A 21558-nucleotide genomic window follows, 5' to 3' on the forward strand; every position below is an offset into this window, starting at 1 on the left:
ACAACCGAAACTGTACGAGGAGTTCGTCATGACCTGGGACAGGCCCCCTGCACCCTTCGATCTGCTGTCGCAGATCGCGGGGGACTCCGAGATCCAGGCGATCTTCTCCGAGCGCGCGGTGATCGACGGGTGGCTTCGCACCGAGGTGGCGCTGGCCTCCGCTCAGGCCGAACTCGGCATCCTGCCCCGCCACGTACGTGACGCCCTCGCGGCGGCCGCCGACGCCGATCGGATCGACCGGGAGCGGCTGTGGGACGAGACCCGCGTCGTCGGCTACCCGATCCTCCCCCTCGTCCGGCAGCTCGACGCGCTGTTGCCACCGGCCTCTCGCGGCACGACGCATCTCGGCGCCACCACCCAGGACGTCATGGACACCGGGCTCGTGCTGCAGCTGACAGCCGCATCGGACCACCTCATCGGCCTGCTCGACCGGATCGGCGACCTGCTGGCGCAGCGGGCGGTCGAGCATGTCCGCGACATCATGCCCGGCCGCACCCATGCGATGCATGCGGTCCCGACCACCTTCGGCGCGAAGCTCGCGGGGTATCTCGACGACTTCACCCACCACAGGGCGCGAGCGATCCAGACCCGGCGCGGGGTGGCGACCATCTCTCTGTACGGCGCCGGAGGCACATCGGCCGCGTACGGCGAGCAATCGCAGCAGATCCGTCGACTCGCCGCCGCCGAGCTCGGCCTCGAAGCCGGAGACGTGCCCTGGCACGTCTCGAGGGGACGCCTTGCCGAATGGGCGCAGTCCTGGATCCTCACGATCGGCACCGCGGCGCGATTCGCGCGCGAGGTGATCGACCTGTCCCGGAACGAGATCGCCGAGGTCTCTGAGCGCCAGGGTCATCACCGCGGGGCCTCCTCCACGATGCCGCAGAAGCGCAACCCGATCACTTCGGAGACGATCGTGGGGTGCTCGATCATCGCAGGCGCGCTGAGCGCGGCCGTCGCGCGCATCATGGAACCGGGTCATGAACGCGCAGCCGGCGAGTGGCACGCGGAGTGGTTCGTGCTGCCGACGCTCGCGTCGCTGGCGGGTGCCTCGCTGAGCGGCATGGTCGACTTGGTCACCGGGATGCAGATCGACGCCGACCGGATGCGCGCGGATCTCGACTTGGACCACGGGCTGATCATGGCCGAGGCGTACATGATCGGTCTGGCGCCCGCCTTCGGCCGCGAGCGGGCGCACGACGTGGTGTATGAGGCCGCCCAGACCTCGCGTTCCGAGAACATCGGGCTGCTCGACGCGCTCGTACGCACCGTTCCCCGAGATCAGCTCGACGCCGTGCATTCGATCGACCCGGCCGCCTATGTCGGCGAAGCGCCACATGTCGTCGAGACCGCCGTGGCCGCCTGGACCGCCGGAAAGGGCCCGGTGCGATGACCACGGCGGGCACAGGGCCGTTCCCCCTTCACTTCGAGGACCTCGCCACCGGGCTGGAGCTCGTGTCGGGCGCCCGCACGGTGACCGAGACCGACCTCGTCCAGTTCGCGATGCTCTCCGGCGATTGGAACCCGATCCACGTGGACGAGGAGTTCGCCCGCGACTCGGTGTTCGGTCGGCGCGTCGTCCACGGAGTGTGCGGGCTCGCGATCATGGGTGGGCTGATCTTCTCGGCCGGATGGTTCTCGACGACCGTCGAGGCGTTGCTCGGCTTCGACGAGATGCGCTTCCGCACCCCCCTGTTCGTCGGCGACACCGTGCGATGCCGGTTCACCGTCGCCGAGTTGCGGATCACGAGCACGGGTCGCGGACTCGTCACGCGCCGGCTCGAGCTCGTCAACCAACGAGGTGACGTGGTGCTCGAAACGCTCAGCCCCATATTGATCGCGCGCGCTTCGGAACGCGCAGACGGAAAGGCCGACGATGCCCTCTGAACTCCTCCTCCCCGGGAAGACGGTCGTCATCACGGGCGGCGCCGGAGGCCTTGGACAGGCGATGGCCACGCGCTTCGCTTCCGAGGGCGCACGCGTCGTGATCGCCGATCTCGACCTCGCGGCGGCCGAGTCGGTCGCCGGCGAACTCTCCGGCGAGGCGCTCGCCGTGCGCACCGACATCAGCGATCCCGATGACGTGGCGCGGCTGGTGTCGACGACGGTCGAGGCCACCGGCTCGTTGGATGTGCTCGTGAACAACGCGGGCATCACCCGCGACGCGTCGATCCGCAAGATGACGATCGAGCAGTGGGACCTCGTGCAGTCCGTGCATCTGCGGGGAGCGTTCCTCGCGACAAAGGCGGCGGCGGAGGTCATGCGCGAGCAGCGGAGCGGGGCGATCGTGAACATCTCGTCGCTATCGGGCAAGGTCGGCAACTTCGGGCAGGCCAACTACAGCACGGCGAAGTCCGGTCTCATCGGGCTCACCAAGGTCACGGCGAAGGAGTACGCCCGGTTCGGCGTGCGCGCCAACGCGGTTCAGCCCGGCCTGATCCGTACCGCCATGACGGAAGCCCTCTCCCCGGAGATCTGGAACCAGAAACTCGCCGAGATCCCGCTGGGTCGCGCCGGCGAGCCGGATGAGGTGGCGAAGGTCGTGTTGTTCCTGTCGAGCGAACTTTCCAGTTATATGACGGGTGCGGTTCTCGAGATCGGCGGCGGGAGGTACATGTGATCCCGGACACGATGACCGCATGGCGGATCGACGGCTTCGGCGCGCCCGACGTGCTCCAGCGCCGTCGAGAGCCCGTCCCCTCGGTCGACGGCGACGAGGTGCTCGTCGAGGTCGCCTACTGCGGCGTATGCCGCCACGATCTCCTCACACGATCCGGCGCCTTCCCCAACGTGCCGCTCCCGCTCACCCTGGGCCATCAGGTGAGCGGCACCGTCGTGGCGGCAGGTCCGACGGCGACGTGGGCGCCGGGAACGCGCGTCATGTCGACGATCTTCATGGGGTGCGGGCACTGCTCCGCCTGCCGCTCCGGCGACCAGGCGGTATGCCTGACGGTCCGCGCCCAATTCATGGGCGATGACTTCGACGGCGGGTACGCCGAATATCTGGGGGCCCCGTCGCGCGCGTTCATCCGCGTGCCCGACACGCTCTCGCTCGAGGTCGCCGCCGTCGTCAACTGCACCCTCGGCACCGCCTACCACGCAGCGCACACACGCGGGCGGCTGGCGGCGGGCCAGGATGTCGTCATCACCGGCGCGAGCGGCGGGATCGGCCTGCACGCGATCTCGGTCGTGAAACAGGCCGGAGCACGCGTGATCGCGATCACCTCCCGTCCTGGCCAGACCGGAATGCTTCTGGAGCATGGAGCGGACGAGGTCGTCGCCGATCCCGAGCTGAAGTTCGCCCACGCGGTGAAGGGGCTGACGGGCGGCATCGGCGCCGATCTCGTGCTCGAGGTCGCCGGTGACCCCACCCTCGCACAGTCGTTGCACGCGGTGCGCACCGGCGGTCGCGTCGTCGTCATCGGAAATGTCAGCGGCAAGCCGTCGGAGGTCAGGATCGCCCACCTGGTCATGAAGGAGATCAGTCTGCTGGGCACGAAGTCGTGCTCCAATGCGGAGCTCGGCGAGGTGATGGAGCTCGTGGCCGCTGGCGAGCTCTCGGTCGACATCAACCGGACCATCCCGCTCGACTCCGTCCGGGACGCGCATCGCGACATGGAGGAGCAACGCACCTCCGGCCGGATCGTCCTCGCCGTCGGTGGAGATCCGGTGGCACCGAGCGGAGAGGCAGCGGCATGAAGCCCTTGGACGGAGTGCGCGTGGTGTCCCTCGAGCAGGCCGTCGCGGCCCCGTTCGCGACGCGCCATCTCGCGGATCTCGGCGCCGAGGTCATCAAGGTCGAGCGCACGGACGGTGGCGACTTCGCGCGCGATTACGACTCGTCCATTCGAGGTGGTCTCGCGACGCATTTCGCGTGGCTGAACCGCGGTAAGCAGTCGATCGCCCTCGACCTCGCGGCGGATGATGGCAAGAGCGTGCTCGGCGACCTGCTGGCCACCGCGGACGTCTTCCTCCACAACCTCGGCCCGGGCGCGGTCGGCCGTCTCGGGTTCGATGCGGACACCGTCCGGCAGCGCTTTCCGAGACTCATCGTCGCGGAACTGACCGGCTACGGCACAGCGGGCCCCATGAGCCGGCGCAAGGCATACGACCTCCTGGTCCAGGCCGAGGCCGGCTTCGTCTCGATCACGGGCTCCCGCGATGCCCCCGCCAAGGCCGGGATCCCGGTGGCGGACATCGCAGCCGGGACCTATCTGCTCGAGGGCATTCTCGCGGCCCTCCTTCTCCGGCAGCGCACCGATGCCGGAGAGCACATCCAGGTCAGCCTCTTCGACGCGCTCGTCGAATGGATGGGGTATCCCATCTACCGTCAGCTCTACCTCGGGTCCCCGCCCCCACGTGTCGGGCTCGGCCACCCGACGGTCACTCCCTATGACGCGTATCCGACCGGCGACGGGACGGCGGTGCTGATCGGCATCCAGAACGACCGCGGCTGGTCCGCGTTCGCTCGCCAGGTGATCGAGCGGCCGGACCTCGTGGACGACCCCCGCACCAGCACCAACATCGCCCGTACCGAGAACCGCGACTTCGTCGACGACCTGATCGCCCAGAAGACCCGCGCGATGACGGCTGCGGAGCTCGGCGCGCGCCTCGACGCGGCCGGTATCCCGAACGGCCTGGTCAACGACATGGCGGCCGTCGTCGAGCATCCGCAGCTCACGGAGCGCGGCAGATGGACCACCATCGGCTCCCCGGTCGGCGAGATCGCCGCGGTGCTGCCCCCGGTCCTGAGCTCCGCATACTCGCCATCCATGGGGCCAGTCCCTGCCCTTGGCGAGCACACCGATGCCGTGCTTGAAAGCATCGGCCGCGACGCCGAGGAGCGCCGGCGACTGCGTCACGAAGGCACCGTCTCGTGATGGGTGAGCGCATCGGGATCTCTCCCGCCGCGGTGTACGCCGAGGGGCTCGTCGGTGGACGGTTGCGCTACCAGCGCTGCACGCGCTGCGGCCATGCGGTGTTCTTTCCCCGTGTCGTGTGCCCGCACTGCGGTGACGCCCGGCTCGAATGGGAGGACAGCGCGGGCTCGGGGGTGGTCTACTCGACGACGACCACCCGCAGTCGTTCCGGTGACTACAACGTCGCCCTGATCGATCTCGACGAGGGCTTCCGGATGATGTGCACGGTCCGCGATGCGGGTGACGGTCAGGTGCGGATCGGGGACCGGGTGCGCGCGATCGTCCCGCCCGGCACGACCGCCGAGACCCTCGAGTTCAGTCGGATCGCGGAGTCATGAGCGACGCGTTGCGCGGATTCGCGGCGATCGCGGGTGCCGCCGAATCGGACCTGGGCCGCGTCGCGGAAGGTCTCACGAGCCTCGATCTCGCTGCGCAGGCGTCCGCAGCCGCAGCGAGCGACGCCGGCATCGAGCTTCATGAGGTCGACGCGGTGTTCTGCGCCACCTCGCACTACGCGATGTCAGCGCTCGAGCTCGCCGAGTATCTGGGCATCCGTCCGCGCTATTCCGACTCGAACAACCTGGGCGGAGCGTCCTTCGTCTCGCACCTGCTCCACGCGATCTCAGCGATCCGAGCCGGCCTCTGCTCCACAGCGCTGATCGCATACGGCAGCACCCAGCTCTCCGACGGCGGCAGGCTGGTGACCGCGTCGGCGCCGAACCTCTACGAGACGGCGTACCGGCCGAGATATCCGGTGACCATGTACGCGCTCGCCGCAGCCCGCCACATGTTCGAGTTCGGCACGACCCGCGAGCAGCTCGCCGCCGTCGCCGTCGCCGCCCGCGCGTGGGCGCATCTCACGCCCGGCGCGTTCGCGAGGGGCCCGCTGGCTCTGCAGGACGTGCTCGACTCTCGGATGGTCAGCGATCCGCTCACCGTCGCGGACTGCTGCCTGGTCACCGACGGCGGTGGCGCGATCGTCGTCACCACGACCGAGCGGGCACGAACGCTGCGCCAGCCGCTCGTGCCCGTGCTCGGGGTGGGCGAGGCGCATTGGCACCGGAGCATCTCGCAGATGCCGTCCCTGACCACGACAGCAGCGGTCGACTCGGGCGCACGGGCGTTCGAGATGGCCGGTCTCGGTCCCGCAGATGTCGACGTGGTCGAGCTCTACGACGCGTTCACCATCAATGTGCCACTGTTCCTGGAGGACCTCGGCTTCTGTGACAAGGGCGAGGGCGGCCCCTTCGTCGCCGACGGCAGCATCGTTCCGGGCGGTCGATTGCCCGTCAACACGAATGGCGGCGGCCTGTCGTATACGCATCCCGGAATGTACGGGATCTTCATGCTCATCGAAGCGACCCGGCAACTGCGGCGGGCCGCGGGCGCTCGGCAGGTATCGGGGGCCGACGTGGCGCTCGTTCATGCGAACGGCGCGGTGCTGTCCGCACAAGCCACGGCGCTTCTCGGTGGCGTGGCTACACTCTAGGTTCCAACCTCGGCATGAGCCGAGCACAGTGATGCGGGGGTGAGGCGGTGGCAAGCAGCGAGAACACCGGGTCGTCGGTACGCCGTGTCACCATGCGCGACGTGGCTCAACTCGCCGGGGTGGATGTCGCAGTCGTCTCGAAGATGCTCAGCGGGGACGCGTCTCTCTCGGTGCGGGAGTCCACTCGCGAGCGAGTGCTCCGGGCCGTCGCCCAGCTCGACTACCGGCCGAACTATGCCGCGCGTTCGTTGCGGCGGTCGCGAGCCGACGCGTTCGGGCTCGTCGTGCCGGATTTTCATAACAGCGTGTACTCCGGGATCATCGACGGCGCCCAGAGCGCTGCGAATGCGATGAACTACGCGCTGCTGACCGTGAGCGCGTCGCCGACCTCCGACGAGGAGTCCCGACTCGCAGCCCTGTTCGGCAACGGGACCATTGACGGGCTGCTGGTAGCCGGCGCTGCCCGGGCCGACGAGTTGGTGCGGCTCTTCCGCAAGCGCGGACAGCCGGTGCTGTCGGTGAACCGCCGCATCCCCGGCCTCGACCGCTACGTCATCCTCGACGACTTCGCGGCAGCACGGCAGGCGGTCCGTCATCTCGTCGAGCTCGGTCACACCCGGATCGGGCACATCGGGGGCCCCCGCGACCTGGACACGTCGACGCGACGGCTCGACGGCTTCTTCTCGGCGATGCAGGATGCGGGGCTTGCGATCCCGACTTCGTACATCGTGAACGCCGACTACACGCCACGCGGCGGGTATCAGGCGATGCGGAGCCTGCTGGAGCTGAGCGAGCCACCGCAGGCTGTCCTCGCCGCGAACGTCACCTCGGCGCTCGGCGCGATGAGCGCCGCGTACGAAGCGGGCGTCAGCATCCCGAACGACCTGTCGCTCATCTCGATCCACGACCTCGACCTTGCCGAGTACGCGTCCCCGGCGCTCACGGTCATCCGCATGCCCATCTATGAGATGGGTCGGCTGGCCGTGCAGCTGCTCGCCGACACGCCTCCGAATGACGCGATCGAACAGGTCGTCGACACCCCGCTGGAGCTCATCGCACGTCACTCCACGAGCAGGCCGCACGCCTGAGACGGCGGACTGGACGACCGCCGCGCGCCGGGACGGCGGTCACCACTCCTGCTTCCACGCCTCCGGGTGGTAGCGGTACACGCCGTTCTCGCGGCTGACGTACCCGAAGCCCGGATAGTGCAGATGGGCGCCGGTGACGAGCACCCGCTCCTGCTCGGCGAGATCGAGAATCCGGCGCCGCGATGCCTCGGCCATACCGGGGTCGAGGTCGGGCACCATGACGATCTCGGGCCGTGCGAACTGGATCTCGGGGATGTGGATGATGTCGCCCCAGATCAGGAGACCCTCCCCGCCCGACTCGACGAGGTATCCGGAGTGGCCCGGCGTGTGCCCGGCGAGCTCCACGGCGGTCACCCCCGGCAGAACTTCTCCGCCTGAAAACGTGCGCATGCCGTCGAGGTACGGCGTCACCTGCTCGCGCGTGTACTGGAAGTGGATCCGCTTGTAGAGGTCCGAGGCTCGAGCCATCTGCGCGTCGTCGAACCAGTGGCGCGGCTCGTTCTCGTGGACGAGCAGCTCCGCGTTCGGGTAGATCGCCGATCCGGAGGCCACATCAGTCAGCCCCGCCGAATGGTCCGGGTGCATGTGCGTCAGGAGCACCGTGTCGATCTCCTCGGGTGCGACGCCCGCTGCCCGGAGGTTCTCCAGGACATGCCCGGTCGCGCTGCCGAAGTACGCGCCCGAGCCGGTGTCGATGAGAGCGATTCGATCACGCGTGCGAAGGAGGAAGGCGTTGACCGAGAACGCCAATCGTCGCCGGAAGCCGCTCGCCAGCGCGCGCGACAGCTCGTCCTCCGAGAGGTTCCGCGTCATCGTGTGATCCGGGATCATGAGGCCGTCGCTGATCGCGGTGACGACGATGTCGCCGATACGACGGTGGTAGATGCCGGGAATCTGCTTCTGCGGTACCGCGATCACGACGTGCTCCGTCCGTTGGCCGAGGGTTCGACAACCGATTGACTTAGCAGCCAGAGTACCGAGTCCTATCCATGATCAGATCTACTCGAGCAGGGCAAGACTGGTGCACTCAACGGATTGATTTCCGCCGTGAATCCTGATGTGCTGGGTGCCATGCCCGCCGCCAGCGCATCAGCCCGCAGTGAGACGGCCCCGCCTGGCGGGACGATGCGGGCCGCAGTTCTCCGTGACCGAGAGCCCGGGCTCGAGATCGTCGAGCTCGCGATTCCCACGCCGAAGGCCGGTGAGGCCCTGGTCAAGATCATCGCCTGCGGCGTCTGTCACACCGACCTCCACGTGATCAAGGGCGAGGTGACGTTCCCGCGCCCCGCCGTTCTGGGCCACGAGATCAGCGGCGCGATCATCGAGATCGGCGCAGGTACGAGCGATGCTCGCGGCCTCGCGGTCGGCGACACGGTCGTCGGTGCGTTCATCATGCCCTGCGCGACGTGCCCGGCCTGTCGCCGCGGCCGCGACGATCTGTGCGAGAACTTCTTCGGCCAGAACCGGCTGAACGGCACGCTCTACGACGGCGAGAGCCGGCTCGCGATGCCGGACGGCTCGTTCCTGGCCATGTACTCGATGGGCGGACTCGCCGAGTACGCGGTCGTCCCCGTGACCGCTCTCGCGAAACTCGCCCCCGGACTCGATCCCGTGACCTCGGCCGTGCTCGGCTGCTCGGCTCTCACCTCCTATGGAGCGGTTCACCGCGCCGCCCGGGTGGAGCCCGGTGAGGCGGTCGCCGTCGTCGCCGTCGGCGGGGTGGGCAGCGGCGTCGTGCAGATGGCCAGGGCCGCCGGGGCCGTTCCGGTCATCGCGGTCGACGTGTCTGCCGACAAGCTCGAAGCCGCGCGGGCGCTCGGCGCCACCCACGTCGTCGATGCGTCCACGGCCGACCCCGTCGCGGCCGTGCGCGAGATCACCGGCGGGCGCGGTGTCGACGTCTCGTTCGAGGCGCTCGGTCGCCCCCAGACGTTCCGGCAGGCGGTCGACATGTTGGCCGACGGCGGACGGATGGTGGCGATCGGGATCGCCGCCGGGTCCACGACCGCCGAGATCGAGATCACTCCTCTCGTGCGTCGCGCCACCACGATCTCCGGTTCCTACGGTGCGCGTACGCGCGAGGATCTTCCCGCCGTCGTCGCCCTTGCCGCCGACCGCGGATTCGACACGGAGCACCTCGTCACCCGCCGCTTCGGACTCGAGGACGCCGCCGCCGCGTACGAGACGCTCGCCCGCGGCGAGATCACCGGACGAGCTGTCATCGTCATGGCATGACCGATCTCGACCTGCTCATCTCAGGAGGTCGCGTCCTGGATCCATCGCGCGCCATCGACCTCTTTGCGGATCTCGCCATCCGGGACGGACGGGTCGTCGAGATCGCGAGCCGTATCGAGCGCGCGCGTGCCGCTCGTGTCGTCGACGCCACGGGTGCCCTGGTGACCCCGGGACTGGTCGATCTGCACACGCATGTGCTGGGCGGCGTGCTCGACTCATGCGCCGATCCCGACGACGTCGGCATCCGCTCCGGTGTGACGACGGTGGTCGACGCGGGGAGCGCGGGGGCGGGCACGATCGGCGCGTTCGCCAACTGGATCATCCCGAACCGGCGAACTCGGGTCATCCCGTTTCTGCATATCGCGACGACCGGGTTCGCCACGAACCCGGAGATCACCGCCGAGTCCGACGTCGACTTCAAGCTCGTCGAGCGCTCCCTCACGCAATACGAGGGGCTCATCGGCGGCCTGAAGGTCCGGATGGTCAACCCCGCGCTTCGGATCCTCGGGATCGAGATGCTGCGAAGGTCGGTTGAGATCGCCCACGCGGCCGGTCTGCCCGTGATGGTGCACATCGGTGACGTGCACGGCGAAGGTCCGGCCGACCTCGGCGCTCGAACCCTGGAACTTCTCGGGCCGGGTGACATCGTGACCCACCTGTTCACACCGCACCCCGGCGGCATCCTCGATGGACGGCGACGAGTGATCCCCGAGGCGTTCGCGGCGGCGGAACGCGGTATCCGCTTCGATGCGGCGCACGGCCGCGGCAACTTCAGCTTCGACGTCGCTCGCGAGGTCTTCGATCAGGGAATCCGGATCGACGCGATCAGCACCGACATGACGGCGGCGGGGCGCCGCGACGTCGTCTACACGATGACCGAGGTGATGAGCCGGTACCTCGGGCTGGGCTTCGACCTCGCCGAGGTGATCGCGCTCAGCACGTCGGGGCCGGCCGATGCCGCCCGACGAGACGATGTCGGCTCGCTCACGATCGGCGGCACGGCCGACGTCTCGATCCTCGACGTCGTCACCGGCAGCTGGGAAGCCGTGGACTCCGTGGGACAGACGCTCCGGCTCGACCGACTGATCCTCCCGCGGACGACTGTCCGTGCCGGCGAACTCATCGCTCCCGGGCCGGGTCCGCACGCTCGCGGATGGCTGCCCGACTCCTTCGAGCCTGGTTAGGCACCGCTGGGGTGGCGACCCGTGTCCCTTCCCAGCGTCGCCTGCAGGTACCGCGCGTTCGTCGTGACCCAGGCTTCGACCGAGCGGTCGACCTCATCCATGTTGTCCGTCACGAAGTAGAGAGCCCGGGTGGGGACACTCGCTCCCAGCTCAACGAGGAGGGGACGAAGGTGCGCCTCGGGCGCCATGGCGTGCGCCAGGGAAGCGCCGGTCATGACGGGGATCGCGACGACCCCGTCCAGGGCACCGGGTCCGTAACGATCGAGGAACCCCTTGAGAAGTCCGGTGTATGCGGCCTTGTACGTCGGTGATGCCACGATCACGACGTCGGCGCCCGCGACCACCGCGATCAGCTCGTCCATGTCGTTGGACGGCCAGGCGAAGATCGAATCGGCGTGCGCAGCCAGGTCGATGGTCACGATCGAGATTCCGGGGAGCAAGGCGGCCGCGAGCGCCTCAGCCAGGGCGAGCGTCCGGGAACGAGGCTTCGGGTTGCCGCAGAGAACGACAGCTTTCAGCATCATCAGTCCCCCTCCGCCACCCACAGACGCGACGGTCATATCAGTTTATCGAACGTCGATCGCCGTCGACCGCCGCTGGCCGATCGAGGCGCCGCCCGCTACCCGGCGCGGGTGACCAGTTCCGCGACACGGAACACGGACCGCCACATGTCCGGCTTCTCCCAGCCGCCCGGCAGGAAGTAGGCGAAGAACCAGCCGTCCTCGAGAGCGGCGTGCGCGGGGCGGCGCTTGTCGGTGAGCGCGGCGATCAGCTCATCGGTGAAGAACGCGCGGACCTCCCGCACATCGTCCTTCTCGCACAGGAGCTGAACGCGACCGCGACCGAGCGCGTTCACCCAGGCGAAGGAGCGCGGCGACGGGTTCGACATCGAGCGGCCGCAGAGGAACGTCGCGGTGGGGAGCGCGTCGCGGACGGGGATCGCCAGGTATCGCAGCCTCATCCCCACCGAGGAGCGCGTGCCCGTGGACGAGTCGACGTACTCGCCGGTCTCGACCTGCACGCCCCGCTGTTCCCACGTCAGGAACCGGAAGACGCGACGGTACCGGAAGGTGCGCCGGCCCAGTGGTCCGGGGGTGCGCGCCGGGTCCGCGACCGGCCGACCGATGAAGCCGTTGGCGTCGGCGAAGGCCACGAACCGCACGAGACGGAGCCAGCCCCGAGGCTGCACGACGCGGCGGACGAACGCGTAGACCGCGAGGCAGACGAGGGCGATGACGGCGATGCCCTCGAGCCCGATCACCGCCTCAGGACCCTTCTCCTGCGCGGCTTCGACGATGGTGGTGATCGCCAGGATCACCGCCAGGGTGCCGCCGACGACCGCGATCGGCACGATCGCCCGGGTCCGCTCGGATCGGACCTCGTCCACCGTCTCGGGGCCGAGATCCCCCGCGAGCGCCCTCGCGTGCACCTCGGCGGCGAGCGACGCGGATGGCGAGGAGGTCAGCGGACCGAAGTCGACGCGCTCGAGGTCCACCGCTCCACGGTATCGGGAGCGCAGGACCTCGGAGACGCGGGGCTCAGTGACGCCGGTAGCGCAGTCGCATCACGCCGTTGCCGAAGCGGTGCTCGTCGAGGAGCTCGAACTCGATCCGGAGGTCGGTCGGCATCGCGGGCTTGCCGGCCCCGACGCTGACGGGCACGACATAGAGCTGGACCTCATCCACCAGTCCCGCCCTGAACGCCTGGCCGGCGAGCTCGGCGCCGCCGATCAGGAGATCACGGGTCGCCGCGGCCTTCAGATCCCGCACCGCAGCAGCGGTGAACGTCGATTCGATCCGGGTGCGGGCGGTGGCGACCGCGGCCATGGTCCGGGAGTAGACGATCTTGCGCGGCGCTCGCCAGGCTGCGGCGAAGTCGGCGAACAGGGGGGAATGGGCGGCGAGGTCGGTGTCGGTCTCCCAGACGGCCATCGCCTCGTAGAGCCGCCGCCCGTACAGGAGCGTGCCGACGGAGCGCATGAGGTCCGTGTGAGCCGCGAACACCTCGTCGTCGACCGGGAAGAAGTCGAACGCTCCGCTCGCATCCTCGATGTACCCGTCGAGGGTCGTGTTCGTCGCGTAGATCAGTCGTGTCATGGAGCGCGCCTCCCGGATCGTCTCATGCCGTGACGAAGTTGGCCATCATCGCCATGTCCTCGTGCTCGAGGTTGTGGCAGTGGAAGACGAACCGGCCGGGATGGTCGCGGAAGCGCACCGCGATCCGGGCCTGCTCGCCGGGGCTGAGGTCGATCGTGTCCTTCCATCCCGCGTCGAACGGGCCCGGTCCGTAGATCCCGCGACCCACCACCTGGAACGGGTCGAGGTGCACGTGCACCGGATGGTGGAAGTCGGCGAACAGCTGCCAGATCTCGATGTCGCCGAGCTTCGGCCGGGCCGCGACGGAGGTCGGGCTGAAGGGCTCCTCGTTGATGATCCAGCCGTCGCGGTGGCCCACCGAGCCTCGCTGGAATCGGAAGGTGCGCGTGACGGTCGCCTTCGTGGGGTCGAGCGGTTCGATCGTCGAGAGCGTCGCGGGCGCGGTGAAACGCGGGCCGACGCGCTCGCCGACGCGGAATCGCATGATCTGATGCATCCGGCCGTCGGCGAAATCGTCGTACAGGGTGACGAGCGCGCCGACCGGGAAGCGCGAGAAGTCGACGAGCGCGTCCAGCCGTTGCGCCGGCGCGAGCTCGAACGAGTCGTGCTGCAGCGGTGCCGCCAGCAGTCCGCCCTCCGTGCCGATCTGCAGGAGCCCGTCGTGCGGTTCCGGATCCAGCCGCAATCGCAGCCGGCGAGCGTTGCACGCGTTGAGGAACCGGAGGCGGTAGGTCGCGCGGTCCACGTCGGCGAACGGCCACGGCACCCCGTTGACGAGCATGACGTCGCCGAGCACGCCGGCGACGTACGGATCCGTGACGCCCGGCGTGTTGACGAGCGTGGCGTCGACACTCGGATAGAGCAACGACCCGTCGGCGTCGAACGCGCGGTCCGTGAGCACGAGCGGCAGTTCGTAGCGGCCGCGAGGAAGGCCGAGCGCGTCCTCCTCGTCGTCGCGCACGATGTGCAGACCGGCCAGGCCGCGCCACACCGAGGGGCCGGTGAAGTCCATCCGGTGATCGTGATACCAGAGCATCGCGGCGCGCTGTTGCATCGGGTAGCGGTAGACCCGCTCCCCGTGGCTGACGTCGCCGGCCGGCATCGGGGCATGACCATCCATCCCGGTCATGCCCTGATGCCGATGCAGATAGGTCATGTCCTGGGGATAGATGTCATCGGTCGGGTAGCCGTCGCTCTCGTGCGGGGTGTGCCCGCCGTGCAGATGGACCACGATCGGGATCGGCAGCCGGTTGCGGTGCCGCACCGCGACGGGACGCCCGCGCCGGCTCTCGATCGTCGGGCCGGGGAACACCCCCTCGAAGCCGAGGATCGGCGTCGTGAGCCCGGGCAGGATGTGCGCCGTCGCCCCCCGGGTCGTCATCATGTAGCGGTCCACGCCCTCCTCGGTCGAGGACGGTCGGAGGGTGGGCGGGAGCCGAAGCGGCAGCGTGAAGGAGCGCGGCAGACGCGCGGTGCTCCGCAACTGCTCACCGGTCGAATGCCGCCCCGTGCCCTCGAGAGCGAACGGCAGCCCCACCGCGAGGCCGACCCCGGCCAGTACGCCGCCGCCGATGAACGCGCGGCGGCTCACCGCGGCCATGTCCGCCTCCACGCCCAGACGGCGAGGGCCGTGGCGATCAGGATGATCGCGACGCCGAGCGGTATGTGCAGGGCCAGTGTGTGCATGAAGCCGAGCAGGATCTGCAGCCCGATGAGCCCGAAGAGCAGCACGTACCCGACGATCGGCCACCACGGCCCGCGGCCCGGCCGGAATTGCAGCACCGCCGCGACGGCGGCGACGAGCACGCAGATGCCGGCATAGGTGGCGTTCTCGCGATGCAGGTCCAGCGCCGGGTAGACGCCCGACAGGAACTGACCTGCGAAGATCGCCTGGTCGAAGAGCATGACCGCGGCCAGCGTCGCCGTGACGCGAAAGACCCAGCGCGGCCACCGCGGTCCGCTCCTGGTCACGGGCGTGACCTCGTCGTGCACGAGAGACCTGGTCAACGTTCCCCCAACTAGTTTCATCTGGAACGGTTTCAGATGAGAAAAACATGGGCGCGGAGAGAGGATCCACATGAGGGATGGCGCGATGCGCCTCGGGCTGCTCCTGCGACAGTCCCACCGACGCGCGGCGCAGGCCCTCGACGCGGCATTGGCTCCCCTCGGCCTGGCCGGGCGCCACTTCGGGGTGCTCCTGATCATCGACCGCGACGGCACCTCCACCCAGCGCGACCTCCTCGCTCAGACCGGCGGAGACAAGGCGGGCATGGCCCGAACGGTCGCCGAGCTCGAGGACCTGGCGCTCCTGGCCCGCGACGTGGACGCCGTGGATCGCCGCCTCGTCCACCTCCGCCTCACCGAGCTCGGCGAGACCCGGTTCCGGGAGGCGCGCAAGCTCGCCGCCGCCGTCGGCGACGAGCTGGTCCGAGACCTCGACGATGCCGAGCTCGCTCACCTCATCGCGCTCCTGCAGCGCCTTCACGGCGAAACGCGATAAGGGCCCGGATAAATCCGGGCCAGTAGCGAGGGCGGGACTCGAACCCGCGACACCACGATTAGTTCGACGTCGTCGCCACGGGATGACGGACTTGCCGACGACCCGCAATCACGGGGAATCGAGAAGCCCCCGATGACGTCGTCCCCGCTGACTGACGACCAATGTGCGGGGTAAGTGCGGGGTCTCACGCTGGTACCGGTGGGACTTGAATTCGTCGGGCGAGAGGAACCCACAAAGTCTGAGCCTCCGTCGGAGCATCAACTAAGGAAGTAGATATGAGCCCTCTCGAGGAGGCATCGACCGCTCCAGCACGTCAGCGTTGATGCGAGCCGATTGAGCGACCTCGACCCACGGCATGATCTGTTCGCGCTGACGGAACTTTCTCGCTTGATCGGGGCTCTCGGTCATCGCCACGTACTCTCGCTCGCCTCGCACCCGACCGAGAAATGGCCTGCTGATCACGATCGGCTGTGCTCAGTCAGGGGTCTGTGTGGGCGCGGCGCGTCGGTTGGGCGAGGAGCGTCGTGCCGAAATCGTAGGCATACCCGTTTCGGCACGATCCGGTTTCGGCACAGGGTTTCGGCATGGCCTCGATCGGCGTGTCGCGCGTGTGGATGTCGATGCGGCAGTTGTGCCGAAAACGATCGTTATCGGCACGGCCGAGAGCAGGGGAGATACTGACGCGGTGAGGATGCGTCGGCAGGCCGCCATGTATCTGGAGAGTGCGATCGAATCGTTGGTCCTCGCGATCGAGCTCTTCAACCGCCCTTCCCCGATCGCGCGGGATCACGCTGTCCCGATGCTGCTCGGGCACTCGTTCGAGATGTTGCTGAAGAGCATCATCTTCCAAGCGCGTCGGACGGTCCGTGATCGTGGGGACGAGCTGACCTACTCCCTGGCGCGCTGCATCGGCATTGCCGCGGACGACCTGCAGATCATTTCGAAGGACGAGCGGGCCCTGATCGCCGCGCTCAAGCAGGATCGGGACTGCGCGACGCACGATTCGATCTCGATGAGCGAGCAACTGCTCTGGGTGCACATGCGATCGGGCATTTCGGTCATTCGGCGCCTGCTGCGAGACGAGCTCCAGCTCGACTTGACCGACCTCTTGCCGGGGAGGGTGATCCCCGTGAGCACTGAGCCGCCGCATGAGTTGCACGCTCTTGTCGAGGATGAGCTCGCGACGATCGCTGCTCTCCTTGCGCCGGGCACGCGGAAGGGTCCCGAGGCGAGAGCGCGTCTGCGGCCTCTGCTGAGTCTGGACGGCGCGGCGACGGGACGAGTCGACCCGCCAACCGAGGCGGAGGTGGCACGCGCTGAGGCAGCCTTGCGCGCCCGAACAGAGTGGACGCGGGTGCTGCCCGGACTAGCGACGTTGAGCGTGACACCTGTCGCGCCCGACGGTGATGCGCAGGAGGTGATCCTGCGTGTCGGCAGAGGCGCCGAGGCGATCCCAGTCCGGAAGGCGCGCCGTGACGAAGAGGCTCTGGCTTATCGGTCGATGGATCCGTTCGAGGAGTACGGCGGCCGGCTACGGGAGTTCGGGTCTCGGCTTGGCATCACTCAGCAGCAGGGCTATGCGCTTATCGAGCATCTCGCGATCAAGGATGACGATGCGGCGTACTTCTGCCGGAAGACGAAGAACGGGAACGTGCAGTACCAGGGTCTGAGCGCCCGCGCCTACGACTTGGGCCGGAAGGCCATCGCCGCAGGCGTCGACCTTGACGCGATCACCGCGCGGTACAACGTCGCGCACGCCCGTCGAGCCCCCGGCGCTCGCTAGCGCGCGGGGGTCTGCGTCGATGAGGTCGGGCCCTTGCCGTTGGGGCGAAAGAGCCTGATCCGAGGCACTACGGCTCGCGACCACAGGGCACCGACCAGGGGCGCGACTCCTCCGCCCCAGATGGCTGAGGCGATGACGTCGGTCGGGTAGTGCAACCCGTCCGTGAGGACGCAGAACGCCACGAGTAGGGTCCCCGCGATTCCCGCGATCACCCAGATTCGGCGAACCGCGCGGGACCGGGTGATGAGCACCGCGGCGATCGCGAGGGCGATAAGGAATACGGTGTGTCCGCTTGGGTAGGACGCGTCAGGTTGCGTGTGCGGAGGGTGCGGCAGTAATGACTGCGGTGGGCGCGGCCGGGCGACCATGATCTTGATGAAGGCCGCGGGCAGCCAGGTGGCGGCGACCGTGATCGCGAATGTCGATGCTGCCGCGAGATCTCGTCGCACGGCCGCGATGATGACCGTGATGATCACGGTGCCGATGATCGCCGGCAGCGGCCCGACGAGTTTGTAGACGCCGTCCCCGATCGTCCCGATGAGGCCACGGTGCAATCCGTTGAGGGCTTGGACCGGGGACAGGTCGAACGAGCTCGAACGCAGGGCCAGCCCTCCCGCGATCACGAGCACGACGCTGATCGCGGCGATGACAGCCAGCGGCCGCAGCGGGCTCGGCGATACGTCGGTCACGCTTCCGCCGCCGTGTCGCCTGCCTCGCGCCGGCCGCGGAGCTGGATCGACTGCACGACGACGAGGACGACGATCACGATGAGGAAGATCAGGCTGGTGAACGTGGTGCCGAGTCCGGCCCCGCCGTTCTTGAGGTCTTGCGACAGCAGGTCGCCGGTGGAGGCGCCGAGCGGGCGGGTGAGGATGTACGCGATCCAGAAGGCGAGGATCGCGTTGATGTGGGCGAATCGGTAGATGAGTCCGATCGCGGCGATCGCGGCCGCGAAGACCACCAGCGAGAGCACGTAGCCGAGGTTCAGGCTCTCGGCCAGGAGGTCGCCGGCGGCGGTGCCGAGCGCGAAGGTGAACAGCACCGCGAGCCAGTAGAAGGTCTCGCGGCGGCGGGTGACGATGGAGTGGATCGACAGGGTCCGCTCGAAGACGTACCAGGTGGTGAACACGGCGGCGAGGACGACGGTGAAGACCGACGTGGTGACCCACAGCGGCACTCCGAGGCCGTCGGTGAGGTTGTCGGTGATGAGGGTGCCGACGACACTGATCAGCACCACAGCGAGCCAGTAGACCGCCGGCACGTAGCGGCGCAGGGCGAACTGCACGATCAGAGCGACGATGAGCAGGGCTCCCATGACGACGGAGGTCACCTGCAGCCCGAGGCCGAGCTGCACGTTGAGGAAGTCGGCGGCTGTCTCGCCGACGGTGGTGGCGAGCACCTTGATGATCCAGAACACCGCGGTGACCTGAGGCACCTTGTTGCTCGTCGGCGGTCGCAGCGCGGCGGTGGTGGTCATAGTTCGGTCTCCTGTTCAAGGGGGCTGACGGGTCCACGGAACCAGGACGGTTTTGAGATGCCTCAGATCGTTGCGGGCCGCACCGCTTCGCTCGAGCAGGACGATTAGAGGGACATGTGACCATCGTCGCGAGCATGGGACTCAGTTGATGCTGATCAGTCCGTAGAGGTCGTCATGTGGTGGATCGTCGGGATCGCCGCCGCTGTGGTGGTCGTGCTGGTGGCGATCATCTGGGCCTTGATCGCGGTGCTCGCGGAGGTGGGGTCGATGGTGGACGACGAAGCCGACGATGACTTCACCGAGGCGTCGCCCAAGATCGCAGCTTCGGCCTCGCGACGCGCGTCGCGGTTGTAGCTCTCGACGTCCAGGTGCGCGGGCGGGACCTCGCCGCGGAGGAAGGCGCGCATCCCGTCCGCGAGAGCATCCGGGTTCGGCGCGACGACGGTGATGGCTTCTCCGGGGAGGGCGTCTCGGACTGAGCCGAAGTCGGTGCTGATGATCGGCAGCTCGAGGGCTCCTGCCTCCAGGAGCACCATCGGTTGCCCCTCGTAGTCGCTGGAGAGCACGAAGCACTTCGCCGCGGCCATGAGCGCGAAGGGGTTGGAGATCGCGCCGGTGAGGATGGCGATGCCGTCGAGTCCGAGGCGGTGGACTTCGCGCTCGAGTGTGGGGGCTTCGGGGCCGTCGCCGACGATCAGCAGCCGCGCGCTGGGGACCGCCGCGTGCACCGTGGCGAACGCGTCCAGCAGGCGACGCTGGTTCTTCTCCGGGCTCAGTCGTCCGACGTTGATGAACCAGGACAGCTCTGGGTTGTTCAGCTCCTTCACCCACGCCGGAGGGCTCGGCTCCTGCAGCTCGGGAAGGGTCGCGACGGCGACCGCAGCACCCCTGCGGATGCGGTCCTCGTCGATGAGGTTGCGCGCCGAAATGAACACCTCCGACGACAGGTCCGTGGTGGGGGCGAGGGCGGCGCAGTTCAGCTTCGCGAGCTCGGGCGACACCGACACCAGGGCATCGAATCGGGGATAGAGGACGAACACCGCGGGGAGGCTGCGGCGCATCCGGGCGCGACCACGGATCGGGCGATGCACTTCAGCGGCCATGTCGTTGTGGAGCCAGATGCTGCGCCGAGCGATCGGCGAGTGGAGCAGGATCTGGCTCCAGAATCGGCTGTACCCGCTGAAGTCGGCGACGGCGTCGAAGCGGGCGTCACCAACGAGGCGGTGCCATTCGTTGCGGTAGACGCGGGTCTGGTGCGCGGTCTCGCCGGCGTCGGGTCGGAGCCGTTCCCTGAGCTTGAGGCGAGCCAGCGCGGTCTTGCCTGCCGTCATGCCGCCCTGTCGGATGAACTGCCGCACTCGGGAGTCGATGAGGGCCTGGTTGGCTCGCTGCTGCGCGTTCGCGGGCCGCGCCATCAGTACGGAGACGTCGATGCGGCTGTGGTCGATGGAGCGCAGCAGGTTCAGGGCGGCGCTGGTGATGCCGTTGGATCGCATCCCTCCGACGTAGATCAGGATCTTGCGGCGCGAGTCCGAGGCGTCAGCGGCGCGGATCATGCCATCTCGGAACACGGCGTCGATGAACCGGTCGGCGGCGTGCCCGTCGCTGCGGGGGGTGAATCGTTCGGCCCAGTCGCGTCTCTTGTCCAGGTGCGGGTCGACCTCGGCCTGGATCCGGTGGGCGAGGGTGTCGAGGTCGTGGACGACCTCACCGGGGAGCTCGTCGTCGGCGAAGTACGCGCCGCGCTCCTCTCGATACTGGCCCGCCTGGGGGACGTAGAAGGTGATGGGCCGGTCCTGGGCGAGGTAGTCGAAGAAGATCGACGAGAAGTCGGTGATGAGGTGGTCGGTAACGCCGAGCAGCGCGTTGGTGGGCAGGTCGTTGGAGATCAGCACCGATCGTGCGTCGGGCCGGTCGGCGAGCAGGTGGTGCACCGACTGGTGCGCCTTGAGGACGACCCGGTAGGTGGATCCGAGACGCTGTTGGAGGCCGGCGACGGTGGCGAGCATCGCGTCGGCCTCGTCGCGTGGTGCGCCGAACCTCTCTCCGGTCCAGGTCGGCGCGTACACGACGACCTGCCGGCCCGGGTCGCTCCCGACTCGGATCGAGGCGCGCAGCGCGGCGTCTTCGGCGGGCGTGAGCGCCTGCCGGTCGACGCGGGGGTAGCCGATCTCGAGGATGCGTCCCTCGTAGATGCCGCGCAGCTTGTAGGCGTCGAGGTACATCTGCTGGGTCATCCACGGGCTCTGCGCGAGGAGGACGTCGGCGGCGAGGAAGTTGCGCAGGACGTTGCCGGATTGGAGGGCGCCGTCGGGCATGTCGTACCCCATGTGTTTGAGCGGGGTGCCGTGCCAGGTGTTCACGTACAGCTGCCCGGGGCGCTTGTCGAACTCGTGCGGGAAGGTCGCGTTGTTAATCAGCACGCGCGACCGAGCGATCGCGCGGAAATACCCGGACGAGCGGTGCCGCACGATCCGAACACGAGGGTCATCGCGGAACTCGGCACGGAACTCCTGGTGGCCGCGGGTGAGCACCCAGATGTGCCGCAGGTGCGCTTGGTCCGGGGCTGCGAGCAGGGCGCGGAAGATCGCCTCGGGGTTGTCGAGCGCACCGTTGCCGGCGAAGGACTCGTACAGCACCGTGTCGTTCCAGAGCGGCTGCCGGAAGGCGCGGGCCCTGACCTCCGCCTCCCATGCCCTCACCAGCCGGGTGATCAGCTTGCGGGTGCGGCGGGACAGACGCGTGAAGATGGAGTCGCTCACCTCATCGAGGCTCGTCCGGCGACGCAGA

The 21558-nt window shown here is 68.5% G+C and carries 21 protein-coding genes; 12 read left to right on the plus strand and 9 right to left on the minus strand.

The features are described from left to right. Positions 1-28: 28 nt before the first annotated feature. From ABD285_RS01735 to ABD285_RS01770, 8 genes are all read left to right on the plus strand, one after another. Complete coding sequence (locus tag ABD285_RS01735; protein ID WP_344199761.1) at positions 29-1390, plus strand: class-II fumarase/aspartase family protein; 1362 nt, start codon at positions 29-31, stop codon at positions 1388-1390. Continuing rightward, positions 1387-1884 (plus strand): MaoC/PaaZ C-terminal domain-containing protein, encoded by a 498-nt coding sequence (locus ABD285_RS01740; protein WP_344199764.1) that lies wholly within the window; start codon positions 1387-1389, stop codon positions 1882-1884. The genes ABD285_RS01735 and ABD285_RS01740 overlap by 4 nt, the downstream gene beginning before the upstream one ends. Further along, on the plus strand, positions 1874-2617 hold the full coding sequence (fabG, locus tag ABD285_RS01745; RefSeq protein WP_284253553.1) for a 3-oxoacyl-ACP reductase FabG: 744 nt from the start codon (positions 1874-1876) through the stop codon (positions 2615-2617). Before ABD285_RS01740 ends, fabG begins: the two co-directional genes overlap by 11 nt. Positions 2618-2628: 11 nt before the next feature. Continuing rightward, the gene (locus ABD285_RS01750; protein WP_284253554.1) at positions 2629-3696 is read left to right on the plus strand and encodes an alcohol dehydrogenase catalytic domain-containing protein; all 1068 of its coding nucleotides are present in this window, start codon (positions 2629-2631) and stop codon (positions 3694-3696) included. After that, entirely contained in the window at positions 3693-4877 is a 1185-nt protein-coding gene (locus tag ABD285_RS01755) for a CaiB/BaiF CoA transferase family protein (protein ID WP_284253555.1), read from the plus strand. The genes ABD285_RS01750 and ABD285_RS01755 overlap by 4 nt, the downstream gene beginning before the upstream one ends. Beyond that, complete coding sequence (locus ABD285_RS01760) at positions 4877-5254, plus strand: Zn-ribbon domain-containing OB-fold protein (protein ID WP_344199770.1); 378 nt, start codon at positions 4877-4879, stop codon at positions 5252-5254. The genes ABD285_RS01755 and ABD285_RS01760 overlap by 1 nt, the downstream gene beginning before the upstream one ends. Continuing rightward, positions 5251-6405 carry an acetyl-CoA acetyltransferase gene (locus ABD285_RS01765; RefSeq protein WP_344199773.1) on the plus strand — a complete coding sequence of 385 codons (1155 nt, stop codon included), beginning with the start codon at positions 5251-5253 and terminating at the stop codon, positions 6403-6405. Before ABD285_RS01760 ends, ABD285_RS01765 begins: the two co-directional genes overlap by 4 nt. Before the next feature lie 101 nt (positions 6406-6506). Further along, a complete protein-coding gene (locus tag ABD285_RS01770) occupies positions 6507-7493 on the plus strand; it encodes a LacI family DNA-binding transcriptional regulator (RefSeq protein ID WP_284253559.1) in 987 nt (328 codons plus the stop codon). 39 nt (positions 7494-7532) lie between these two features. Here the strand turns inward: ABD285_RS01770 and ABD285_RS01775 are convergent, their stop codons facing one another. Continuing rightward, positions 7533-8411, minus strand: coding sequence for an MBL fold metallo-hydrolase (locus tag ABD285_RS01775; RefSeq protein WP_284253560.1), 879 nt, complete (start codon positions 8409-8411; stop codon positions 7533-7535). Between the two features lie 207 nt (positions 8412-8618). On the opposite strand from ABD285_RS01775, the gene ABD285_RS01780 reads away from it, so the two are divergent. Further along, the gene (locus ABD285_RS01780; protein ID WP_284253561.1) at positions 8619-9728 is read left to right on the plus strand and encodes a zinc-binding dehydrogenase; all 1110 of its coding nucleotides are present in this window, start codon (positions 8619-8621) and stop codon (positions 9726-9728) included. Beyond that, on the plus strand, positions 9725-10912 hold the full coding sequence (locus tag ABD285_RS01785) for an amidohydrolase/deacetylase family metallohydrolase (RefSeq protein WP_284253562.1): 1188 nt from the start codon (positions 9725-9727) through the stop codon (positions 10910-10912). Before ABD285_RS01780 ends, ABD285_RS01785 begins: the two co-directional genes overlap by 4 nt. Here ABD285_RS01785 and ABD285_RS01790 read toward each other — a convergent pair. Genes ABD285_RS01790 through ABD285_RS01810 form a run of 5 tightly spaced genes read right to left on the minus strand, consistent with a single transcriptional unit; the run spans position 10909 to position 15000 of the window. Then, positions 10909-11472, minus strand: coding sequence for an NADPH-dependent FMN reductase (locus tag ABD285_RS01790; protein WP_344199779.1), 564 nt, complete (start codon positions 11470-11472; stop codon positions 10909-10911). The genes ABD285_RS01785 and ABD285_RS01790 overlap by 4 nt on opposite strands. Positions 11473-11531: 59 nt before the next feature. Beyond that, positions 11532-12407: a hypothetical protein gene (locus ABD285_RS01795; protein ID WP_344199782.1), complete on the minus strand. Its 876-nt coding sequence runs from the start codon at positions 12405-12407 to the stop codon at positions 11532-11534. Positions 12408-12450: 43 nt separating this feature from the next. Beyond that, positions 12451-13008, minus strand: a complete 558-nt coding sequence (locus tag ABD285_RS01800; protein ID WP_344199785.1) for a dihydrofolate reductase family protein — start codon at positions 13006-13008, stop codon at positions 12451-12453. Between the two features lie 22 nt (positions 13009-13030). Beyond that, positions 13031-14608, minus strand: a complete 1578-nt coding sequence (locus ABD285_RS01805; RefSeq protein ID WP_344199788.1) for a multicopper oxidase family protein — start codon at positions 14606-14608, stop codon at positions 13031-13033. Beyond that, positions 14596-15000, minus strand: coding sequence for a hypothetical protein (locus ABD285_RS01810; protein WP_344199791.1), 405 nt, complete (start codon positions 14998-15000; stop codon positions 14596-14598). The genes ABD285_RS01805 and ABD285_RS01810 overlap by 13 nt, the downstream gene beginning before the upstream one ends. An 85-nt stretch (positions 15001-15085) precedes the next feature. Between ABD285_RS01810 and ABD285_RS01815 the strand changes: the two genes are divergently transcribed. Together ABD285_RS01815 and ABD285_RS01820 are read left to right on the plus strand one after the other, a co-directional pair. Beyond that, positions 15086-15508, plus strand: coding sequence for a MarR family winged helix-turn-helix transcriptional regulator (locus ABD285_RS01815; RefSeq protein ID WP_284253570.1), 423 nt, complete (start codon positions 15086-15088; stop codon positions 15506-15508). Between the two features lie 508 nt (positions 15509-16016). Continuing rightward, positions 16017-17291, plus strand: coding sequence for a DUF3644 domain-containing protein (locus tag ABD285_RS01820; protein WP_284253571.1), 1275 nt, complete (start codon positions 16017-16019; stop codon positions 17289-17291). Here ABD285_RS01820 and ABD285_RS01825 read toward each other — a convergent pair. From ABD285_RS01825 to ABD285_RS01835, 3 genes are all read right to left on the minus strand, one after another. Next, positions 17288-17920 (minus strand): phosphatase PAP2 family protein, encoded by a 633-nt coding sequence (locus ABD285_RS01825; protein WP_284253572.1) that lies wholly within the window; start codon positions 17918-17920, stop codon positions 17288-17290. The genes ABD285_RS01820 and ABD285_RS01825 overlap by 4 nt on opposite strands. Before the next feature lie 56 nt (positions 17921-17976). Beyond that, positions 17977-18768: a COG4705 family protein gene (locus ABD285_RS01830; protein ID WP_284253573.1), complete on the minus strand. Its 792-nt coding sequence runs from the start codon at positions 18766-18768 to the stop codon at positions 17977-17979. Between the two features lie 155 nt (positions 18769-18923). After that, positions 18924-21530, minus strand: a complete 2607-nt coding sequence (locus ABD285_RS01835; protein WP_344199798.1) for a CDP-glycerol glycerophosphotransferase family protein — start codon at positions 21528-21530, stop codon at positions 18924-18926. Positions 21531-21558 lie beyond the last annotated feature (28 nt).

Source organism: Pseudolysinimonas kribbensis, assembly GCF_039531715.1.
Classification (GTDB): Bacteria; Actinomycetota; Actinomycetes; order Actinomycetales; family Microbacteriaceae; genus Pseudolysinimonas; species Pseudolysinimonas kribbensis.

What these genes read in the sequence shown, in the direction of transcription:
- ABD285_RS01735 (WP_344199761.1), top strand. Translation starts at nt 29, where the DNA reads ATGACCTGGGACAGGCCCCCTGCACCCTTCGATCTGCTGTCGCAGATC.
- ABD285_RS01740 (WP_344199764.1), top strand. Translation starts at nt 1,387, where the DNA reads ATGACCACGGCGGGCACAGGGCCGTTCCCCCTTCACTTCGAGGACCTC.
- fabG (WP_284253553.1), top strand. Translation starts at nt 1,874, where the DNA reads ATGCCCTCTGAACTCCTCCTCCCCGGGAAGACGGTCGTCATCACGGGC.
- ABD285_RS01750 (WP_284253554.1), top strand. Translation starts at nt 2,629, where the DNA reads ATGACCGCATGGCGGATCGACGGCTTCGGCGCGCCCGACGTGCTCCAG.
- ABD285_RS01755 (WP_284253555.1), top strand. Translation starts at nt 3,693, where the DNA reads ATGAAGCCCTTGGACGGAGTGCGCGTGGTGTCCCTCGAGCAGGCCGTC.
- ABD285_RS01760 (WP_344199770.1), top strand. Translation starts at nt 4,877, where the DNA reads ATGGGTGAGCGCATCGGGATCTCTCCCGCCGCGGTGTACGCCGAGGGG.
- ABD285_RS01765 (WP_344199773.1), top strand. Translation starts at nt 5,251, where the DNA reads ATGAGCGACGCGTTGCGCGGATTCGCGGCGATCGCGGGTGCCGCCGAA.
- ABD285_RS01780 (WP_284253561.1), top strand. Translation starts at nt 8,619, where the DNA reads ATGCGGGCCGCAGTTCTCCGTGACCGAGAGCCCGGGCTCGAGATCGTC.
- ABD285_RS01785 (WP_284253562.1), top strand. Translation starts at nt 9,725, where the DNA reads ATGACCGATCTCGACCTGCTCATCTCAGGAGGTCGCGTCCTGGATCCA.
- ABD285_RS01790 (WP_344199779.1), bottom strand. Translation starts at nt 11,472, where the DNA reads ATGACCGTCGCGTCTGTGGGTGGCGGAGGGGGACTGATGATGCTGAAA.
- ABD285_RS01800 (WP_344199785.1), bottom strand. Translation starts at nt 13,008, where the DNA reads ATGACACGACTGATCTACGCGACGAACACGACCCTCGACGGGTACATC.
- ABD285_RS01805 (WP_344199788.1), bottom strand. Translation starts at nt 14,608, where the DNA reads ATGGCCGCGGTGAGCCGCCGCGCGTTCATCGGCGGCGGCGTACTGGCC.
- ABD285_RS01815 (WP_284253570.1), top strand. Translation starts at nt 15,086, where the DNA reads ATGAGGGATGGCGCGATGCGCCTCGGGCTGCTCCTGCGACAGTCCCAC.
- ABD285_RS01830 (WP_284253573.1), bottom strand. Translation starts at nt 18,768, where the DNA reads ATGACCACCACCGCCGCGCTGCGACCGCCGACGAGCAACAAGGTGCCT.